This window comes from Pseudomonas sp. B37(2017) (assembly GCF_002112885.1).
Taxonomy (GTDB): Bacteria; Pseudomonadota; Gammaproteobacteria; order Pseudomonadales; family Pseudomonadaceae; genus Aquipseudomonas; species Aquipseudomonas paraglycinae.
The window spans coordinates 168637-189337 of sequence record NZ_NEIX01000009.1; the positions used below are offsets into that span (position 1 = coordinate 168637).

At 61.8% G+C, this 20701-nt stretch carries 17 protein-coding genes and 1 riboswitch; of the genes, 9 read left to right on the forward strand and 8 right to left on the reverse strand.

Annotated features, from left to right (window positions below):
- Positions 1-624: a CatB-related O-acetyltransferase gene (locus tag CAF90_RS21895; RefSeq protein WP_085608468.1), complete on the forward strand. Its 624-nt coding sequence runs from the start codon at positions 1-3 to the stop codon at positions 622-624.
- A gap of 4 nt (positions 625-628) precedes the next feature.
- Here CAF90_RS21895 and CAF90_RS21900 read toward each other — a convergent pair whose 3' ends face one another.
- Together CAF90_RS21900 and CAF90_RS21905 are read right to left on the reverse strand one after the other, a co-directional pair.
- The gene (locus CAF90_RS21900) at positions 629-1852 is read right to left on the reverse strand and encodes an acyltransferase (RefSeq protein WP_085608469.1); all 1224 of its coding nucleotides are present in this window, start codon (positions 1850-1852) and stop codon (positions 629-631) included.
- Positions 1853-1854: 2 nt separating this feature from the next.
- Positions 1855-3717, reverse strand: a complete 1863-nt coding sequence (locus CAF90_RS21905; protein ID WP_085608470.1) for a bifunctional O-antigen ligase/aminoglycoside phosphotransferase family protein — start codon at positions 3715-3717, stop codon at positions 1855-1857.
- A 154-nt stretch (positions 3718-3871) separates the two neighbouring features.
- On the opposite strand from CAF90_RS21905, the gene msbA reads away from it, so the two are divergent.
- The 4 genes from msbA (at position 3872) to hldE (ending at position 8675) form a co-directional block, all read left to right on the forward strand.
- Complete coding sequence (gene msbA, locus CAF90_RS21910; RefSeq protein ID WP_007952248.1) at positions 3872-5674, forward strand: lipid A export permease/ATP-binding protein MsbA; 1803 nt, start codon at positions 3872-3874, stop codon at positions 5672-5674.
- A gap of 165 nt (positions 5675-5839) precedes the next feature.
- On the forward strand, positions 5840-6544 hold the full coding sequence (locus CAF90_RS21915) for a sulfotransferase family 2 domain-containing protein (RefSeq protein ID WP_007952246.1): 705 nt from the start codon (positions 5840-5842) through the stop codon (positions 6542-6544).
- On the forward strand, positions 6537-7148 hold the full coding sequence (cysC, locus tag CAF90_RS21920; RefSeq protein ID WP_007952244.1) for an adenylyl-sulfate kinase: 612 nt from the start codon (positions 6537-6539) through the stop codon (positions 7146-7148). The genes CAF90_RS21915 and cysC overlap by 8 nt, the downstream gene beginning before the upstream one ends.
- A 102-nt stretch (positions 7149-7250) precedes the next feature.
- On the forward strand, positions 7251-8675 hold the full coding sequence (gene hldE, locus CAF90_RS21925) for a bifunctional D-glycero-beta-D-manno-heptose-7-phosphate kinase/D-glycero-beta-D-manno-heptose 1-phosphate adenylyltransferase HldE (protein ID WP_007952241.1): 1425 nt from the start codon (positions 7251-7253) through the stop codon (positions 8673-8675).
- A 66-nt stretch (positions 8676-8741) separates the two neighbouring features.
- On the opposite strand, the gene CAF90_RS21930 is transcribed toward hldE, so the two are convergent.
- The 4 genes from CAF90_RS21930 to CAF90_RS21945 form a co-directional block, all read right to left on the reverse strand.
- On the reverse strand, positions 8742-9710 hold the full coding sequence (locus tag CAF90_RS21930; RefSeq protein ID WP_007952240.1) for a hypothetical protein: 969 nt from the start codon (positions 9708-9710) through the stop codon (positions 8742-8744).
- 31 nt (positions 9711-9741) lie between these two features.
- Positions 9742-10554: an aldo/keto reductase gene (locus tag CAF90_RS21935; protein WP_085608471.1), complete on the reverse strand. Its 813-nt coding sequence runs from the start codon at positions 10552-10554 to the stop codon at positions 9742-9744.
- Complete coding sequence (locus tag CAF90_RS21940) at positions 10551-11726, reverse strand: FAD-binding oxidoreductase (RefSeq protein ID WP_085608472.1); 1176 nt, start codon at positions 11724-11726, stop codon at positions 10551-10553. The genes CAF90_RS21935 and CAF90_RS21940 overlap by 4 nt, the downstream gene beginning before the upstream one ends.
- Before the next feature lie 129 nt (positions 11727-11855).
- Positions 11856-12188, reverse strand: a complete 333-nt coding sequence (locus CAF90_RS21945; RefSeq protein ID WP_085608473.1) for a multidrug efflux SMR transporter — start codon at positions 12186-12188, stop codon at positions 11856-11858.
- Between the two features lie 102 nt (positions 12189-12290).
- Here CAF90_RS21945 and CAF90_RS21950 point away from each other — a divergent pair, with 102 nt between their 5' ends.
- Together CAF90_RS21950 and waaA are read left to right on the forward strand one after the other, a co-directional pair.
- Entirely contained in the window at positions 12291-13193 is a 903-nt protein-coding gene (locus CAF90_RS21950; RefSeq protein ID WP_007952236.1) for a LysR family transcriptional regulator, read from the forward strand.
- Between the two features lie 11 nt (positions 13194-13204).
- Complete coding sequence (waaA, locus tag CAF90_RS21955; RefSeq protein ID WP_085608474.1) at positions 13205-14485, forward strand: lipid IV(A) 3-deoxy-D-manno-octulosonic acid transferase; 1281 nt, start codon at positions 13205-13207, stop codon at positions 14483-14485.
- A 31-nt stretch (positions 14486-14516) separates the two neighbouring features.
- Here the strand turns inward: waaA and CAF90_RS21960 are convergent, their stop codons facing one another.
- Complete coding sequence (locus CAF90_RS21960) at positions 14517-15950, reverse strand: TolC family outer membrane protein (RefSeq protein ID WP_085608475.1); 1434 nt, start codon at positions 15948-15950, stop codon at positions 14517-14519.
- A gap of 196 nt (positions 15951-16146) precedes the next feature.
- Positions 16147-16252, forward strand: a riboswitch (TPP riboswitch).
- Positions 16253-16398: 146 nt separating this feature from the next.
- Between CAF90_RS21960 and thiC the strand changes: the two genes are divergently transcribed.
- Entirely contained in the window at positions 16399-18288 is a 1890-nt protein-coding gene (gene thiC, locus CAF90_RS21965; protein WP_085608476.1) for a phosphomethylpyrimidine synthase ThiC, read from the forward strand.
- 188 nt (positions 18289-18476) lie between these two features.
- Positions 18477-19769, forward strand: coding sequence for a putative hydroxymethylpyrimidine transporter CytX (cytX, locus tag CAF90_RS21970; protein ID WP_085608477.1), 1293 nt, complete (start codon positions 18477-18479; stop codon positions 19767-19769).
- Here cytX and CAF90_RS21975 read toward each other — a convergent pair.
- Positions 19738-20484, reverse strand: coding sequence for an RsiV family protein (locus CAF90_RS21975; protein WP_085608478.1), 747 nt, complete (start codon positions 20482-20484; stop codon positions 19738-19740). The two genes, cytX and CAF90_RS21975, sit on opposite strands and share 32 nt — an antisense overlap.
- Between the last annotated feature and the right edge of the window lie 217 nt (positions 20485-20701).

Here is a 20701-nt window from a genome sequence, read left to right on the forward strand (position 1 = left end):
GTGGGCTGGATTCAGCGCTGGCGCGAGCGACGCGCGAAACGGGCTATTCGCAAATTGCCGAAGATCGAACGCGGCACGGCGCGATTCCGGCAGGCCTACCCTGACTATGGTTTCGGTCGGGGCAGTTATGGCTTGCCGCTGGTGCATGACTGGAAGGAAGGCTCGACGCTGAACATCGGCGCCTATTGTTCGATTGCCGAAGGCGTGCAGATTTTTCTCGGTGGGCATCACCGTGCCGACTGGGTGACCACGTTTCCGTTTCCGGCGATGCTGCCGGAGGCGGCCCACATCAGCGATTACAGCGGCACCCATGGTGACGTGACCATCGGCAACGATGTCTGGCTGTGTTCCGGTTGCACGATCCTGTCGGGCGTCACTGTCGGCAGCGGTGCAATCATCGCGGCGGGTGCGCTGGTTACGCGGGATGTCGAACCCTACGCGGTCATGGGGGGCAATCCCGCGAAGTTCCTGCGTTGGCGGTTCCCCGAGGAACAGCGTCACCAGCTGTTGCAGAGTGCCTGGTGGGACTGGCCGGAAGCCGAATTGAACGGGCTGGCCGGCACGCTGTGCAGCGATGACGTCGAGGGATTCCTCAGTTACGCCCGACAGCGTCGATCGACATAGCTGCTCAGCGATCCTGAACGGCTTTCTCGGCCAGCTTCTTCGACCCGGACCTTTTCTGGCGCAACCACTGCAGAAATGTCCTGCCCGCTTCAATGCCCGGTTTTTCGATGTACAGGAATGTCAGGCTGGCGATGACGATCAGCAGGCAACTGCACACGGCCATCAACAGCAGATAGAGGATCGGGTTTTGCGGGTTGAAGGGTATGAAGTGCGGCAGTTGCTGCACCATGATCCAGAGCACATAACCGTGTAGCAGGTAGGTGCTGTAGCTGATCTCTCCCAGCCAGCGGACACTGCGCAGGCGCAGGGCGCCAAACAGCGGATTGCCCGAGGCCACGATCAGGAAGAACACGGTCAACAGCAGCAACGGCATCAGGTTGAAGGCGCGTTTGTACAGCGTCATCACCAGGACCAGAGCCAGCAGGGCTATTACGGTGGCGAGACGTGTCTGACCCCATGCCGCCAGCTGCGGGCGACGCACCCAGTAGGCTGCGGCAATCCCTCCCAGAAAACTCGCCAGGAAGTGCTTTTTCAGCGAATGTTCCCAACCGACCACCTGATACAGGGTGTAGATCCCGATCAGGCAGAGCACCACTTGCAGCCAGTGTCCACGATAGATGAACACCAGCCCCAGCAGCGGCAGTGCCAGGTAGAAAAACACCTCATAGGCCAGCGTCCAGGTCACGTTGGAAATCAACATCCCGCTCTGCGGGTACTGATTGATGTCAGGTCGGTCGAAGGTCAGCCAGGCCAGTATCTGCCCGGCCAGTTGTGTACCGGAATCCTTCAGTTCCCAGCCTTGCAGGTAGAACACCGTGACAAACACGATCAGCATCAGCGGCAGATACAGTGGGTAAAGCCGAAATACCCGTGACACCGCAAAGGCCTGCCAGTCGTGATCACGGCCCTGTTTGAGCAGACGACTCCAGAACAGAAAACCGGTGATCATGAAAAACAGCGCAACGCTGGCCTGACCCAGTTGCGAGTAGAAGTTGCTGGGCGGAAAGTCGATCACACCGGTACGCAGGTAAAACCAGGTGATGATGGCGTGATGGATGAATACGCCAAAAGCCAGGTAGCCACGCAGGCCGTCAATACTGCCATAGCGGCTTTCGCCGGCATGTTGCAGATGCGTGGCCGCTTTGGGTAGCAGGCGAAGGAGCAGAGCCGAAGTCGCGATAGCAATCAGATACGCTATCGCGGCATAGACTGGGTTTGTATCCGTCATGATCAATGGGCCCGGACCGGGCGACCTCCCTGTTGCACCTGCCGGTGCAGATTGTCGACCGCAGCTTTGGAGGCCGTCACCGAATAACCCTGGAGCAGGGCATCGAAGTGATCCTCGAACAGCCAGCGCTTGTCTTCCGTGTAGCGCTGCATGTGACGCAAGTTGCGTTGGCGCAATGAAAGGCTCAGGGGCGACGGATAGATGCGCAGGTCGGCCAGATCGATCAATCCGAATTCGCCATCCTCCAGCACCAGTACGTTGCCCAGGTGCAACGAGCGGAAATACACGCCCTGTTCATGCAGTTGGGCCATGAACTTGCCAAAGCGTTCCACCAGGGCCTGGCGTACTGCGGGAGCCGTGATGCCTTGCAGCACCTGACGCAGGGTATGGCCCGGCAAAGGCGAATAATGAACGGCGCTGCTGCCGTCTTCGAGACGATAAAGACCCAGTATCTCCGGGGTCGGGATGCCTGCCCTGCGCAATTGCTCGCTGTTCACGGCAAATCGCTCGGAGTAGGGATTGAAGGTGCCGGAGGTGTACCAGCGGCGACGGCGGAATAGTTTCAGGAAACTGCCATCTTCCAGGCGCAGAACTTTGGGCCCCAGGCCGTCTTCTTCGATGATCCGGGCATTTTGGCTCAGCTGCTGCATGTCGGCTGCCGAGCGTTTTACCACCGGCCTGTCCAGCAGGCGGCGGGCACGCAGGTTAATGCTCAGTGCGGCAATCAGTGCCAGCGGTATCCACAGCAGGAACCAGTGCTCCTTGGGCCGCGAAAGGATGCCGCCACCCTCGGTCAGTCCCGCACCGATACCGAATACCAGCAGGGTCGAGGCGATGATCAGCAAGGGCTGTACACGCTGGCGCCAACTGCTCAGCAGTCCCCAGGCGAGGAAGAACAACCACGGCAGCAGGCCCAGCAGGCCGACGTAATAGAGGACACCCAGCGCAAAACTGTGCGGCTCCTGAAAGTTGTATCCGACACCGGGATCGATCGACAGGTTGGCGTTATAGCCGTGGCCGATCCACGGATGATCGGAAATCTTGTTCAAGGCCAGTTGCCAGATTTCGAAGCGATAGGAGTCGCCACGTTCGATGATCATTTGCGAAAACACGGCCATGACCACCGCACCGCTGGTGGCCAGCGCGCCCAGCAGCAGCAGCGAACGACGGTTCCAGCAGATGAAGCACAGCCAGAGTGCCGCCGCGGTCAGGGCGACCAGCGGGGTTCTGGAACCGGTGCCGATCACCGCCGCGAACATGATCGCCATCGCCGGCATACTGAGCCAGAGCAGCTGGCGACGCTTGCAGGTCATGCTGATGCTGAGCCAGTAGGCACAAAAGAAACCGAACAGATGAGAACTGAGCAGCGGGTTGTCGAAGGCGCCACCACCGACCAGGCGCATCCCGGGCTCATAGGTGCGGGCAAAATGGATCAGGAAGACACTGGTGGCCACTAGCGCAACCAGTGCCGCCGTGAACAGCAAGGGCTGGAGGATATCGTTGCGATAGCGCACCAGCAGGTAGCAGCCGGCGAACAACAGCAAGGTGTGCAGCGGCGGCTTGAACATACCGCCGATCGGTTCATCCCCCGGTCCCCAGCACAGGCTGAGCAGCGCCCAGGCGACGAACAGCAGCAGTGCGATGATCAGTGGCTCCTGGAGCAACTCCTTGAACGCCCGCGGGCGCAAGCAGATGGAGATCAGCGTCGGAATGCTGAACAAGCCGTAAAACAGTTTGTGATGCAGGCTGCGACCCGGCAGGAAAAACAGTGCGCACAAGAGCAGGAAGTAGCCGGCGGGGAGTATCCACAGACTAATGAAATCGAAAATTCGATTGGACGTACTGCTGAAGCCGCGAAGTTGCATGCTGAGAAATTCAATCCTGAAGTTGATCGGCCATTTCGATGATGGCTATTTGATGCTGAAAAAGATGCCTAACAATAACAGCCTTTGCCCGATTGCCAGAACCCTGAAGAAGCTGTGCTAAAGTCAGCGTCCTTTTTATCGACTTTCGCGTGATATGACCGACTCCAGTCCCGCCGCAAGCCCTTCGAGCTTGAAAATCTACTTCCGCCTGCTCGGCTATGTCCGGCCGTACATCAGTCTGTTCCTGATCAGCATCGTCGGTTTTCTGATTTTTGCCTCGACCCAGCCGATGCTCGGCTACATCCTCAAGTACTTTGTCGACGGTCTGTCCAATCCCGAGGCGGTGCTGTTTCCCACCGTGCCTTACCTGCGCGATCTGCAACTGTTGCAGGCCGTACCGCTGCTGATCATCCTGATCGCTGCGTGGCAGGGTCTGGGATCTTATCTGGGCAACTATTTCCTGGCCAAGGTTTCCCTGGGCCTGGTGCACGACCTGCGGGTGCAGTTGTTCAACAATCTGCTGGTCCTGCCCAACCGTTATTTCGACAAGCATAACTCCGGTCACCTGATTTCGCGTATCACCTTCAACGTGACGATGGTCACGGGGGCGGCAACAGATGCGATCAAGGTCGTAATCCGTGAAGGCATGACGGTGATCTTCCTGTTCGCCTCCCTGCTGTTCATGAACTGGAAGCTGACGCTGGTGATGGTCGCGATCCTGCCGCTGATCGCCGTGATGGTGCGCACCGCGAGCAAGAAATTCCGCAAGCAGAGCAAGAAGATCCAACTGGCCATGGGCGATGTGACCCACGTCGCCTCGGAAACCATCCAGGGCTATCGCGTTGTGCGCAGCTTCGGTGGTGAAGCCTACGAGGAGAAACGCTTTCTCGACGCCAGCCAGAGCAACACCGACAAGCAACTGCGCATGACCCGCACCGGCGCGATCTACACGCCGATGCTGCAACTGGTGATCTACAGCGCCATGGCGGTGCTGATGTTCCTGGTGCTGTTCCTGCGCGGTGACGCTTCGGCGGGCGACATGGTGGCCTACATCACTCTGGCCGGTTTGTTGCCCAAGCCGATCCGTCAGTTGTCCGAAGTCAGTTCGACCATCCAGAAGGGCGTGGCCGGTGCCGAAAGCATTTTCGAGCAACTGGACGTCGAACCGGAAGTCGATACCGGCACGGTCGAGCGTGACTCGGTCAGCGGTCGCCTCGATGTGCGCAACCTGAGCTTCACCTACCCGGGCACCGAGCGTCAGGTACTCGACGACATCAGCTTCTCGGCCGAGCCGGGGCAAATGGTGGCGCTGGTGGGGCGTTCGGGCAGCGGCAAGTCGACCCTCGCCAACCTGATTCCGCGCTTCTATCACCACGACAAGGGCGAGATCCTGATCGACGGTGTGGAAGTCGAGCAGTACAAGCTGCTCAACCTGCGCCGCCACATCGCCCAGGTGACCCAGCACGTCACGCTGTTCAGCGACACCGTGGCCAACAACATCGCCTATGGCGATCTGGCCGGGGCACCGCGCGAAGACATCGAGAAAGCCGCGCGTGATGCCTACGCGATGGACTTCATTTCGCAGCTGCCCCAAGGCCTGGACACCCAGGTCGGCGAGAACGGCGTGCTGCTCTCCGGCGGCCAGCGCCAGCGTCTGGCGATTGCCCGTGCCTTGCTCAAGAACGCGCCGCTGCTGATTCTCGACGAGGCCACCTCGGCTCTCGACACCGAGTCCGAGCGGCACATCCAGGCCGCACTGGATCAAGTGATGAAGGGCCGTACCACGCTGGTAATTGCTCACCGCCTGTCGACCATCGAGAAGGCCGATCTGATTCTGGTCATGGATCAGGGCCGGATCGTCGAGCGCGGCACCCACGACGACCTGCTGGCACAGAACGGCTACTACGCGCGTCTCAACGCCATGGGCCTCGACGCCCCGGCCGAAGACATCGCCTGATCCCGCCTCGAAAACGCCGGGCGCGCAATGCGCCCGGCGATTTGTATCCAGTCCTTTACCCTTCTTGACCAAACCGGCATAAAACCGGCCATCGCGCTTGTTAAGGTTCCTGAACGAACTCTGACTTCAAATCGAAGGGGCCATCCTCTTCGCGCGGGTGCTGGCATGCTGCAACGTTATCTCTGGAAATTGCTGCCCAAGCCGCAGCGGGCCTTTCTGCTGGGGCGCCTGTCGGTGGTCGACCGGCAAGTGGTGAACAAGTCGATGTCGGCCAGTCTGGCCTTTCCTGCCGCCTTCGAGCAGCGCGACTGTCTGTTTATCCACGTGCCCAAATGCGCCGGCAGCAGCTTGTGCGCGGCGATGTTCGACGGCTGGCGTCCCGGACACTTGCCGTTGTACTGGTACGAAGAGCAATTTCCCGAGCAATATGCCGCGGCCTACAAATTTGCCTTTGTGCGCGACCCGCTGGAGCGCGCCTATTCGGCTTACGCCTTTTTGCATGGCAACACCTTGGGCGGGCGCGATCACGCCGCTCAGCAGATGGTTCGGCAATATCGGGATTTCGACGATTTTGTCGCACGCTGGCTGCATCCGGAGACGATCTCGCGGCAGCTGCACTTTGCCGCACAGACCGACTTTCTCACCGATTCACTGGGTCATCTGGCCCTGGACTTCATCGGTTACCAGGAACATCTGGAACAGGATTTCAAACAGGTTTGCGACCGTTTGGGGATGGTTTGTCAGCTGCCGCACGTCAACAGCTCCCGCCAGCGCCAACCGCTGAAGGCGCGGGAGTTCTGCTCGGCGCGAACCCGTCGGCTGGTGCGTCGGGCCTATCAGCGCGACTACGAGTTGCTCGGTTATGAATGAGGCGCTGCACAGTCTGGTGACACGGCCTGCCATCAGCCCCTACAGCCTTGCGCTGTCCCGCCAGGCGCGAGCCGCGCTCAAGGGACAGCGGCCGCGTTGCCTGTGGCTGACCGGGTTGTCCGGCGCCGGCAAGTCGACCCTGGCCAATTCGCTGGAGCTGCATCTGCATCAATTCGGGTTGCACACCTTTCTGCTCGATGGCGACAACGTGCGCAATGGTCTGTGCCGGGACCTGGGCATGGACGATGCCGGTCGCCGGGAAAACATCCGGCGCATGGCGGAAGTCGCCCGGCTGATGGTTGATGCGGGGCTGATCGTCATCGTCGCGGCGATCTCGCCGTTTCGGGCCGAGCGGGATGCTGCGCGGCAACTGTTTGCCGAGGGCGACTTCATCGAAGTGCATGTGAGCACTTCGCTCACGGTGTGCGAGCGCCGTGATCCGAAAGGTTTGTATCAGGCGGTGCGCCAGGGTCGTATCCAGCATTTCACTGGCATCGACAGCCCTTACGAGGCGCCGTTGGCGGCGGAGTGCCGGATCGACACGGAAGCGGTCGAGCCGAGCGAGGCCTGTGAGCGGTTGGCGGCTTTTCTGCTTAAAAAATGAGCAAAAAAGCCAGCTGTTTCATCCTGTTGCAGCCGCCGCACAAGCCTTCGCCAACCCTGTGTTAATATCGCGCCCCTGTTCATTTTGTATGTGGGTTGCTCCATGAAGTTGTCCATGCCGCGATTCGATCAAGCCCCTGTCTTGGTGGTCGGCGATGTCATGCTCGACCGTTACTGGCATGGTGGTACCTCACGGATTTCCCCTGAGGCGCCGGTTCCTGTCGTTAAAGTCGAGCAAATCGAAGACCGCCCGGGCGGTGCCGCCAACGTTGCCTTGAACATTGCCGCGCTGGGTGCGCCGGCGTCGCTGGTCGGTGTGACCGGTGACGACGAAGCCGCCGACAGCCTGAGCAACAGCCTCAAGGGTGCGGGCGTGCGAGCCTTGTTCCAGCGCATCGCGCACCAGCCGACCATCGTCAAGCTGCGGGTCATGAGCCGGCACCAGCAATTGCTGCGTATCGACTTCGAAGAACCGTTCGCCACCGACGCACTGGCCCTCGGCGCGCAGGTCGATGATCTGCTCGAAGGCATCAAGGTGCTGGTGCTGTCCGACTACGGCAAAGGCGCCCTGAAAAACCATCAGGCGCTGATCCAGGCCGCGCGTGCCAAAGGCATTCCGGTGCTGGCCGACCCGAAGGGCAAGGATTTTTCGATCTACCGTGGCGCAAGCCTGATCACCCCGAACCTCAGCGAATTCGAGGCCATCGTCGGCGGCTGCGCCGATGAGCACGAGCTGGTGACCAAGGGCGCGACGCTGATGCACGACCTGGATCTCGGCGCACTGCTGGTGACCCGTGGCGAACACGGCATGACCCTGCTGCGTCCGGATCATCCGGCGCTGCATTTGCCTGCGCGGGCCCGTGAAGTGTTCGATGTGACCGGTGCCGGCGACACAGTGATTTCCACTCTGGCGGCTGCGATTGCCGCTGGCGAAGAACTGCCGCACGCGGTAGCGCTGGCCAACCTGGCGGCGGGCATCGTGGTCGGCAAGCTGGGTACCGCGGCGATCAGCGCCCCGGAACTGCGTCGCGCCATTCAGCGTGAAGAAGGTTCCGAGCGTGGCGTGCTGGGTCTGGAGCAACTGCTGCTGGCAGTCGCCGATGCCCGGGCGCACAATGAGAAGATCGTGTTCACCAACGGCTGCTTCGACATCCTGCACGCCGGCCACGTGACCTACCTCGAGCAGGCGCGGGCCCAGGGCGATCGCCTGATCGTCGCGATCAACGACGACGCCTCGGTCAGCCGCCTGAAAGGGCCGGGCCGGCCGATCAACAGCGTTGACCGGCGCATGGCGGTTCTCGCCGGTCTCGGTGCGGTGGACTGGGTGATCAGCTTCGCCGAGGGCACCCCGGAAAACCTGCTGCGCGAGGTCAAGCCGGACGTGCTGGTGAAGGGCGGCGATTACGGTATCGATCAAGTGGTCGGCGCCGATATCGTCAAAGCCTACGGTGGCACCGTTAAAGTGCTGGGGCTGGTGGAAAACAGCTCGACCACGGCGATTGTGGAAAAAATCCGCAAGTCCGAGTGATGCAAACATGAAGACCGCGCCTGCGACGACTCTCTGGAGTCACTCGCAGGCGCGGTCTTTTGCCGTTCAGGAGTTCACTTTCTTGCGCGGCACGATCTTCTTCAGCAGTTGCTTCGCCTTGCCGCGCAACCGTGCCAGCCCCGTGTCCTTGGGCGGCGGGGTCAAACCCTGCTGGCGCAGCCAGTCCTTCCAGCGAATCCGCTCATCGCGCACCAGCCAGCCGTCCTGCCGGGCGAAACTTTCCGCCAGGTACAGGCCGCGAGTGCCCGCCGGGTACAACTGACCTTTCTTCAGCGTGTACAGCTCGGGCAGCGGTTCGCCGTCCTGCAACGGCATCAAGTACAGATCGGGGCGTTTGCGGTCGAGCCGGGCGACCAGTTGATCGCCTTCCAGCCGTTCATCGACATGAAACAGGCTGAGGTTCTTGGCTTCCTTGGGCACGTCCAGCCGCAAGTCGTAGATCAATTGCAGCGACGCGGTCGGCAAATGCACGTAGGCCCTCGGCCGTTCGAGCAATTGCAGATTGGCGCAGCGCACCGGCCGGGCCGAACCGGACAGCGGCGTCAGGCGAAAGGGCAGGGCCTCGCGATAATGCAGCGCCGAGGCGTACGGCGCCGGCAGCCAGGTGTCGTTGAAGCGCCCGCCGAGCCAGCCTTCCGGGGTTTCCAGCAGGCACTCTTCGGCAATCTCCTGGATCGCCGTGTGCAGCGGAATGTTCAGCTCATGGGCTGGTACGTAACCGGAAATCAACTTGAGCACCACATCGCCGCGATCCTGCCGACGCTGGCGCACCAGCACCCAGTAATCGCGATTCTGCCAGTGCAGGGTCAGGCGTACCGAGACGCCGAGGTTGGCCAGCTCCAGCGCAAACCGCTCGGCGTCGGCCACGCTGACCGGTTTGCGCCGCTGCAGGGTCTGGGCGAAATTCAGCGGCATGCCCACGCTCTGGTAGGTCAGGCCTTCCGGCGTGGCTTCGACGAACAGCGGCAGCGTCTTGAAGTTGCTCGGGTTCTTTCTGATGAGCGTACGCGGCATGTCGGCTCCTGCTTAAGGCCGCGAGGCGGCGTCAGTGACCACGAAGGACCTGGGCAACGGTCGCAACGTTATGGGCGAGGTGCAGCGGATTGATTGTCCCGACGATGGCACTGGCCACGCCGGGCTGGGCGAACAGCAACTCGAAGCTGGCGCGTACCGGATCCACGCCGGGACTCAGGCACACATGACCGCTGGCCAGGGCCTTCTTCACCAGAATGGCTTTGCCGTGGGCAGCAGCATAGTCAATGACCGCCTTCTCGTTTTGTTCGTTCAGATTGTAGGTGACCATCGCGCAGTCGCCTTGCTCCAGTGCTTTGAGGCCACCGTCGACGGTTTTGCCGGAAAAGCCGAAGCCGCGAATCTTGCCCTCGGCCTTGAGTGCCGCGAGGGTTGCGTAGACTTCGCTGTCGTTGAGGATCGCCAGATCGTTACCGTCGGAGTGCACCAGCACCAGGTCAATAAAATCGGTTTCAAGACTTTGCAGGCTGCGCTCCACCGACATTCGTGTGTGAGCGGCGCTGAAGTCGTGGGTCGACTGGCCGTCGACAAATTCTTCGCCGACCTTGCTGACGATCACCCAGTCCTGACGCTGACCGCGCAGCAGCGGGCCGAGGCGTTCTTCGCTGCGGCCGTAGGCCGGGGCGGTGTCGATCAGATTGATACCCAGCTCCCGCGCCTGTTTGAGCAGCATGCGCGCGGCATCGTCGTCGGGGATCTGGAAGCCGTTGGGGTATTTCACGCCCTGGTCGCGACCGAGTTTGACGGTGCCCAGGCCCAGCGGCGAAACCAGCAGGCCGGTGCTGCCCAGCGGGCGATGCAGATCGTGCAGGGTCGGCAGGCTCATGGCAGCAGTTGCTCCCAGGCGGGAACGCCCATCGGTGGTTTTGGCAATTCTGGTAGCGGAGCCGAGTGGCTCGGCTGGATGCCGTCGCGTTGCAGGGACGCGATCACCCGGTCAGCGAAGTCCGGCGCCAGGGCCAGTTTGGTTGGCCAGCCCACCAGCAGGCGACCTTCTTCAGCGAGGAAGGCGTTGTCCGGACGGGTCAGGCCGGTTTGCAGTGGTTCGGCGCGATCGACGCGCAGGGTCGCCCATTGCACGGTGCTCAGGTCGATCCATGGCAATAGCTGACCGAGTTCTTTCTGGGCGGTGGCGATCTGTTCGGCCGGCTCACGGGCCACGCCTTCGGATTCGGCAATGTCGCCGCCCAGATACCAGACCCACTGACCGTCGGCGGCCGGGTGGGTGGTCACGGTGATGCGCGGCTTGGTGCCGCCACCGAGGCAGTGCGCGTACAGCGGCTTCAGGCCCGGGCCCTTGGCGATGATCATGTGCAGTGGCCGGCGTTGCATGGCCGGATGAGTCAGGCCCAAAGCAGTCAGCAGGTCGGCGGTACCGGCACCGGCACTGAGCACGATGCGCTGGGCGCGGATCTCGCGGCCATCGACTTTCAGGCCAACCAGCACGCCGCTTTCCAGCAGCGGCTCGATGGTCTGGCCGGCCAGCAGACCGTCGCCCGACAGGTCGGCCAGACGCTGGATCAGGCTCGGTACATCGATCACCAGTTCGGCGAGGCGGTAGACCTTGCCCTTGAAGCGTTTGTCTTGCAGGGCCGGCGGCAGTTGATCGCCCTTGACCTGATCGACCCGGCCACGCACCGCTTTGCTGGCGAAGAAACTGGTGAGGTTGCCGGCCAGGGTGCCCGGCGACCAGAGGTAATGGGCTTCGGACAGCAGGCGCACGCCGCTCAGATCCAGTTCGCCGTTACCGGCCAGGGCTTCACGCCAGCGGCGCGGCATGTCGGCGATGGCTTCCGAGGCGCCGGTCAGCGCACCGTGCAACGCGTACTTGGCGCCGCCGTGAATGATGCCCTGGGACTTCACGCTCTGCCCGCCGCCGAGGCTGGCGCTTTCCACCAGCACGGTCGAGAAACCCTGGCGACGCAGGCGCGCGTTCAGCCAGAGACCGGCGACACCCGCGCCGACAATCAGCACGTCGGTGGAAATTGGAGATGGCATGCAACGACCTCAGTGTTCAAGACGAGGGCGCAGTATACAGACTCGGGGAAAAGGGGATTTGTCGATGATCAACAGAGGGAAGGCATGAGCCCTTGCCGGCACGATTGCCTGCAAGGGCTTAGGTCAGGATTAATGGCCGGCGGTTTTCGAGAACAGCTGAATCACCACCACGCCGAGCACGATCAGCGCCATCCCGAGCATTGCCGGGACATCCAGCTTCTGCCCATAAATGAAAAGCGCCGCGACGCTGACCATCACGATGCCCATGCCGGCCCACACCGCGTAGGCCACGCCCACCGGCACGCTGCGCACCACCAGGGTCAGCATCCAGAACGCGATGGCGTAGCCGACGATGACCAGCACCAGTGGCAAAGGCGTGCTGAAACCTTTGACGGCTTTCATCGAAACGGTCGCGATCACTTCGGCACAGATGGCGATGGCCAGGTAGACGTAAGCGTTCATGTTCAAATCCTCGTGTGTAGCGTTGCTTTCTGAGGCGGCATTCTAGTGATTCACCAGATGGGGTAAAGTCATTACCTATCTGTTTACAAGATGGGTTGGCCGATGAGCATGCAGTGGAATCTGGAGCAATTGCGGGTGTTTGTCGCGGTGGCTGAACAGCGTTCGTTTTCCGCCGTGGCGCGTCAGCAACGCAAGGCGCAGTCGGCGATCAGCAGCGCGATTGCCATGCTCGAGGACGACCTCGGTGTCAGTCTGTTCGAGCGTAGCAGTGGTCGCCAGCCGAGTCTTACCGAAACGGGTGAAGCTTTGCTTGAAGAGGCGCGTGAAGTGTTGCGCCAGTGCGAGCGCCTGAACGGTCGGGCCGTGGCCATGATGCGCGGGCAGGAAGCGCAACTGCGGGTGGCCCAGGACGAGGCGATGCCTTATCAGGCGCTGGTGGAAAGCTTCGGCGCGCTGGCCGAGCAGTTTCCGAGTCTGGAGGTGCAACTGACCAGCGCCGCCCAGGGTGAAGTCTCGCGCAAACTGGTGGAGCGTCGGGCCGATCTCGGGCTGCTGTTCTATCACGACGAAATCCCCGAAGCGCTGGAGCGTCGGGTGCTGGGCAGCGTGGAAATGGTCACGGTCTGCGGTGTCAATCATCCGCTGGCAGCGCAATCCCGGGTCAACTGCCAGCAGCTTGCTCAGCATCGGCAATTGCTAATGTCGACTCAGACCAGCGTCTATCCCGGCAGCGAACCGGCCAGTCCACAGGTGTGGCGCGCCGACAGTTTCTACGTGATGGCCGAATGGCTGGTGCGTGACCTCGGCTGGGCCTGGCTGCCACGCCACGTGGTGCAGTACTCGGCGTATCAAGGTTTGATGGTGGAACTCGACAGCGAATGGACGCCGCCGGCGCTGGTGGTGGAACTGGTCTGGCGCCGCGACGAACCCCTCGGGCCGGCCGCCCGTTGGCTGGCGGAGCGATTTGCCATACACCTGCGGGCGATCGGCGGCAAAAGCCGATAAACTCCGCCGCCATGAATAGAACTCTCTACACCGCGCTGTTTTACCTGGGGCTGCCATTGGTGGCGATTCGGCTGTGGCTGCGTTCGCGCAAGGCGCCGGCGTATGCCAAACGGATTGGCGAACGTTTCTCCTACGGCATGCCGACGCTGCAACCTGGGGGCATCTGGGTTCACGCCGTGTCGGTGGGCGAAAGCATCGCCGCCGCGCCGATGATTCGCGCGCTGCTGCAACGTTATCCACAGCTGCCAATCACCGTGACCTGCATGACGCCGACCGGTTCGGAACGCATTCAAGCGCTGTTCGCCAACGAGCCGCGCATCCAGCATTGCTACTTGCCTTACGATTTGCCCTGCGCGGCGGCGCGTTTTCTGGATCGCGTGCAGCCGAAACTGGCGGTGATCATGGAAACCGAACTGTGGCCCAACCACATTCACCAATGCGCCAAACGCGGGATTCCGGTGGCGCTGGCCAACGGGCGCCTATCCGAACGTTCGGCCAAAGGCTATGGCCGATTCAGCAAACTGACCGCGCCGATGCTCGCCGAGATGAGTCTGTTCGCCGTGCAGACCGAGGCCGAAGCCCAGCGCTTCCGCGATCTCGGTGCGCGTGCGGAGACAGTCGAAGTCACCGGCTCGATCAAGTTCGACCTGACCATCGACCCGCAACTGCTGCAACGCGCTGCTGAACTGCGCGGCCAATGGCAGGCGCTGGAGCGCCCGGTGTGGATCGCCGCCAGCACCCATGAAGGCGAAGACGAGGTGGTGCTGAACGCTCACCGTCGTTTGCTGGCCAACCATCCCGATGCGCTGCTGATTCTGGTGCCGCGTCACCCGGAGCGTTTCAACTCGGTGTTCGAGTTGTGCCAGCGTGAAGGTTTTGCCACGGTGCGTCGGTCCACTGGCGCAAGCGTCGATGCACAGACTTCGGTGCTGCTCGGCGACACCATGGGCGAATTGCTGTTTCTCTATGCCCTGGCCGACAGCGCGTTCGTCGGCGGCAGTCTGGTGCCCAACGGCGGCCACAACTTGCTGGAGCCGGCAGCGCTGGCGAAACCGGTGATCAGCGGCCCGCACCTGTTCAACTTCCTCGACATCGCCGCGCAATTGCGCAGCGCCGGGGCGTTGGCCGAGGTCGATGACGCCGAAGGTCTGGCGACAGAAGTGCAGCGTCTGTTCGAACTGCCGCGCGATGCACAGCGCATGGCAGAAGCCGGGCTGAGTGTGATGCGCCGCAATCAGGGCGCGTTGCAACGTTTGCTCGATGGCCTGGGAAGGTTGATCGACCGCCCATAAAAAAACGCAGCCTCAGGGCTGCGTTTTTTGTTTAAGGCCGGGCCTTGAGCTGGGCTTCGGCAGCCTTGGCCAGATCCGGTGGCAGGAAATCCTTGTCCGGGTTGTAGTCAGCTTTCAAATAACGCGTCAGATCCTGCAAGTCACCCGGGTTCAACGTCCCCGCCGCCTGCTTCAGGCGCAGGTTGTCGAGGATGTAGTCGTAGCGGGTGTTGTTGTAGTTGCGCACCGAGGTGTACAGCTGACGCTGGGCGTCGAGTACGTCGACGATGTTGCGCGTCCCCACCTGATAACCGATTTCCGTGGCTTCCACCGCGCTCTGGTTGGAGATGATCGACTGGCGGCGCGCCTGTACCTGCTCGACGTCGGTGTTCACCGCGCGGTGCAGGTTGCGGGTGTTCTCGACGATCTGCCGGCGCAGGCCTTCACGTTGCTGTTCGGTCTGATCCAGTTGCGCGTAAGACTGGCGCACCTGGGAACTGGTCAGCCCGCCGCTGTAGATCGGGATGTTCACCTGCAACGCCAGGGTGCGTTGTTCGACGTTGCCGCCATACGGCGTGCCGAAAGCATTCGGGTTGCTGAAGCCAAACGAATCGTTGTCGCCTTTCTCGTACTTCGCCACGGCGTCGAGGGTCGGCAGGTGGCCGGCCTTGCGTTGTTTCAAGGTCTGTTCGGCGGAGCTGACCGCGTAGTTGCTGGCCAGCAGATTGAGGTTCTGTTTCGCGGCGGTATCGACCCAGGCCTTGGCGTCGTTCGGCGCCGGCGGCAGGATCGGCAACGTGTGGACGATGCCCTGGATCGAGTTGTACTGACGGTTGGTCAGGGTGATCAGCGCTTCGAACGCATCATCGACCTGACGCTGGGCGACGATCCGGTTGGCCCGCGCGGTGTCGTAACTGGCTTGCGATTGCAGCACGTCGGTCTTGTCCGACAGGCCCACATCGAAGCGCTCGTTGGACTGGTCGAGCTGGCGCTTGAACGCGGCTTCCTCGGCCTTGGTCGAGGCCAGGTTGTCCTGGCTGCGCAGCACGTTGAAGTAGCTTTCGGCGGTCTGCAGGATCAGGTTCTGCTCGGTGGCCGAGAGTTGCAGCGCGGCCTGCTCGTTGACGTCCTTGGCGGCCTGGTACTGGAACCAGCGATCGGCGCGGAACAGCGGTTGCGCCAAGGTCGCCTGATACGACTGGGCGCTGCGGTTGGCGACGGCCGACGGCTGATCGATGTCGGTGCGCACATTGGCGACCTGGGCGCCACCGGACAAGTTCGGCAGCAGCCCGGCGCGGGCCTGGGGCACGACTTCTTTCTGCGCGCCGTACTGGGCGCGGGCGGCGGCCAGGTCGGCGTTGTTATCGACCGCTTCCTGATAGACGCTGACCAGATCAGTCTTGGTCGATAAAGGCGCTTCTGCTGCCCAGACCGTGGCGGTGGACGCACAAGACACGGCAACAGCCAGTGAGAGTTTGCGCAGCATGAGGCGATCCCTAGCATGAATATTATGGAAATAATCCGGGCGCCAAAGGTAAGGCGCGGCCCATGCAGCGTCAAGGCGCAGCATGGCGTAGCGAGTGTAGTTGCGCAGGCGGCAGGCAACAATCTGCCAATTGCGCCATTCATCATGGTGTTTGCAGCGGTGTTGGCGTTCTTTGCCGGTTGTGTCTAGACTGGCCGGGTTCTTGTCGGGGTGCCTTGCTATGAGGCTGAGATCGAATAATTTCGGATCCCGTTGAACCTGATCAGGTTAGCGCCTGCGTAGGGAACAAGATTTCTCGTCACCCGGCGAGTCCTCTTGTGCTTCGTCCGGGATATTGTTCGACAATCGAACGCTCGACGACGATGCACAGCACCAGTCCTGGTGCGTCCGTGCCTTTCAGGTTCTGCTCCGACAATCCACTGCCTGGATGCTGTCTGGAGAGCCCGTGATGACTACAAAATCTAAAAACGCGATCAACCTGAGTGACTCGGCCAAGGTCGACGAGCAGTCGGTTAAGCCGTTCACCCGTTCGCAAAAAGTCTACGTTCAGGGCTCCCGCCCGGACATCCGCGTGCCGATGCGCGAAATCACCCTCGATGTGACCCCGACCGACTTCGGCGGCGAAATCAACGCGCCGGTCACCGTCTACGACACCTCCGGCCCTTACACCGATCCGAATGTGGTGATCGACGTGCGCAAAGGCTTGGGCGACGTGCGTTCGGCGTGGATCGACGACCGTGGCGACACCGAGCGCCTGCCAGGCCTGAGCTCGAACTTCGGCCAGGAGCGTCTGGCCGATCCGGAGCTGACCAAGCTGCGCTTCGCCCACGTCAACAACCCGCGCCGCGCCAAGGCCGGGGCCAACGTCAGCCAGATGCACTACGCGCGCAAAGGCATCATCACCGCCGAGATGGAATACGTCGCCATCCGCGAAAACATGAAGCTGCAAGAGGCCCGCGCTGCCGGTCTGTTGAAGCAGCAGCACGCCGGCCACAGCTTCGGCGCGAGCATCCCGAAAGAAATCACTCCTGAGTTCGTGCGCGAAGAAATCGCCCGTGGCCGCGCAATCATTCCGGCCAACATCAACCACGTCGAACTGGAGCCGATGATCATCGGCCGTAACTTCCTGGTGAAGATCAACGGCAATATCGGCAACAGCGCGCTGGGTTCGTCCATCGAAGAAGAAGTGGCGAAACTGACCTGGGGCATTCGCTGGGGCTCGGACACCGTGATGGACTTGTCCACCGGCAAACACATCCACGAAACCCGCGAATGGATCATCCGTAACTCGCCAGTGCCGATCGGCACCGTGCCGATTTATCAGGCGCTGGAAAAGGTCAACGGCGTGGCCGAAGACCTGACCTGGGAGCTGTTCCGCGACACGCTGATCGAGCAGGCGGAGCAGGGCGTCGACTACTTCACCATCCACGCCGGCGTGTTGCTGCGCTACGTGCCGCTGACCGCCAAGCGCGTGACCGGCATCGTCTCCCGTGGCGGTTCGATCATGGCCAAGTGGTGCCTGGCGCACCACAAAGAGAACTTCCTCTACACCCACTTCGACGAAATCTGCGAAATCATGAAGGCCTACGACGTCAGCTTCTCGCTGGGCGACGGCCTGCGTCCGGGCTCGATTGCCGACGCCAACGACGAAGCGCAATTCGGCGAACTGGAAACCCTCGGCGAGCTGACCAAGATCGCCTGGAAGCACGACGTGCAATGCATGATCGAAGGCCCGGGCCACGTGCCGATGCAGTTGATCAAAGAGAACATGGACAAGCAACTGGAGTGCTGCGACGAGGCGCCGTTCTATACCCTCGGCCCGCTGACCACCGACATTGCGCCGGGCTACGACCACATCACCTCCGGTATCGGTGCGGCGATGATCGGCTGGTTCGGTTGCGCGATGCTCTGCTACGTGACGCCGAAGGAGCACCTGGGTCTGCCGAACAAGGATGACGTGAAGACCGGGATCATCACCTACAAGATCGCCGCTCACGCAGCGGACTTGGCCAAGGGGCATCCGGGCGCGCAGATCCGCGACAACGCCTTGAGCAAGGCGCGGTTCGAATTCCGTTGGGAAGACCAGTTCAACCTCGGTCTGGATCCGGACACCGCCCGTTCGTATCACGATGAAACCCTGCCGAAGGATTCGGCGAAGGTCGCGCATTTCTGTTCGATGTGCGGGCCGAAATTCTGCTCGATGAAGATCACTCAGGAAGTCCGCGAATACGCAGCCAACCAGCGGATCGACGCGGTCGACGTGGACGTCGCCCAGGGCCTGGCGGAACAGGCCGAGCGGTTCAAGAAGGAAGGCAGTCAGCTGTACAAGAAAGTTTGATCTGACCTGAATTCTGCGGCGTCTGTGCTGGCCTCTTCGCGAGCAAGCCCGCTCCCACACTGGATCTCCTGTGAACACAAATTTTGTGAACAGCGGGATTTGAATGTGGGAGCGGGCTTGCTCGCGAAGGCGTCAGAACTGGTGCCAAAGATCTCAATGACAAAAAATACTCCTCCGAGATAACACCCTTGAGCATTCAACCCGGTACTTATTCCCCCGACCTCGCCGTGCCCGCCAACCAGCGTGTGTTCGGCGGTCGCGATCTGTTTTCCCTGTGGTTTTCCCTCGGCATCGGCCTGATGGTTTTGCAGACCGGTGCGCTGCTGGCGCCGGGGCTGGGCCTGTCGGGATCGCTGCTGGCGATCTTCCTCGGCACCCTGGTCGGCGTCCTGTTGCTGGCCGCCGTCGGCGTGATCGGCAGCGACACCGGCCTGTCGTCGATGGCCGCGCTGAAACTCAGCCTCGGCAGTAAAGGCGCGAGCCTGCCGGCGCTGCTCAACCTGCTGCAACTGATCGGTTGGGGTTCGTTCGAAATCATCGTCATGCGCGATGCGGCCAGCCTGCTCGGCACCCGTGCGTTCAGCGAAGGTTCGCTGTGGGCCAGTCCGATGCTGTGGACTTTGTGCTTTGGTGCGCTGGCGACCTTGCTCGCGGTCAGCGGGCCATTGACGTTTGTGCGCAAGATTCTACGCAAGTGGGGCATCTGGCTGATTCTGGCCGCGTGCATCTGGCTGACCTGGAACCTGTTCGCCAAGGCTGACCTCGCCGCCTTGTGGGCACAGGCCGGGGATGGCTCGATGCCGCTCGCCGTGGGCTTCGACATTGCGATTGCGATGCCGCTTTCGTGGCTGCCACTGATCGCCGACTACTCGCGTTTCGGCCAGCGGGCGAAGAACGTATTCGGCGGCACGGCAATCGGTTTCTTCATCGGCAACTTCTGGCTGATGAGCCTCGGCGTGGCCTACACCCTGGCCTTCGCGCCGAGCGGTGAAGTCAACGCGCTGCTGCTGGCGCTGGCCGGCGCAGGTCTGGGCATTCCGCTGTTGCTGATTTTGCTGGACGAGTCGGAAAACGCTTTCGCCGATATTCACTCGGCCGCGGTTTCCAGCGGGATTCTGTTGCGCCTGAAAGTCGAGCATCTGGCGCTGGCCATCGGCGTGATCTGCACCCTGATCGCCTTGCTTGCGCCATTGGCGCAATACCAGAACTTCCTGCTGCTGATCGGTTCGGTGTTTGCGCCGCTGTTCGGCGTGGTGCTGGTGGATCACTTCATCCTGCGCAAGCGCAGTGCCCAGGTGGCGTCCGCCGCGTTGCGCTGGCCGGCACTATTGGCCTGGCTGGGTGGCATCAGCACCTATCACTTGCTGGCCAATCTGTATCCGGATGTCGGTGCGACCCTGCCGGCGCTGGTGCTGGCAGGGCTGCTGCAACTCGTGCTCGGTCGGGCTTTCAGTTACGGCCGGGAAACAGCTCGGGTTTGAGAATGCCGTTCAGGCGCGGGTAAGGGATCTTCAGTTCGACGTGGCCCAGCGCATACGGCGCGATGGTGGTCACGTCGTACTTGAGGATCACGCCGCCGTAGGTCAGCGCCACGTTCGGGGTTTTGACGAATGGCCAGCTCTTCACGAACTCCGGTTCCTGATCGAGCTTGGTGCTGATCAGCCAGCTGTTGTGCGCCACCTGCGCGGCTTTCCAGAACGCCTCTTCCTGACCCGGCAGCAGCATGTCCGACAGGGTCAGCACCTTGTGCTGCTGACGCGAATAGTTGATGAAACCGCGTCCCGGCGTACCGTGGGCACCGCCGGTGTCCAGGTAGCTCGAGGTTTCGATGATCACCAGACCGTCATGCTGCTCGCGTACTTTCGCCTGCAAATAGCTGCTGTTGCGCGGGCCGGCGTTGGCCAGGAACTGCTCGCGATACGCTGCCAGCGTCGGCGCCACCGGCGCGTTCGGTGCGGTGCGGGTCATTTGCAGCAGGCGTTTTTCGATGATGCCGTCCAGCGCCGGTTCTGCCGGGAAGCGCAACGTATCGATGTTCACCAGCGGGCAGTCCGGGTTGGAGCAACCGGGTTTCAGCGTTTCCGAGGCGTCGCGGGTGGTTTCCAGCGGCGTGCGGTAGTTGGGCTGGAACAGACTGGCGCAAGCGCCCAGGGTCAGGGCGATGGCGGCCACGGAGGCGATTTTGAAAAGCGACATGGGCGTCCTTTCTGAAGCAGGGGAAGGCAAAAAGTTACCGCTTCGACTCTCAACGAAGCGGTCAGTTCGCCACTAAGCTAATTAGAGTGGGTTTCGCCTCCACCGTCCATCCCGCTGACAGTAAAGGGGCTGCATCAAACGTCACGGGCGCGTTAGGATGGCGCGAAGTCGAGGTCGCAGGTAAGGCGCCTCGTATTGGATTTGCAGTAAAGAGGAT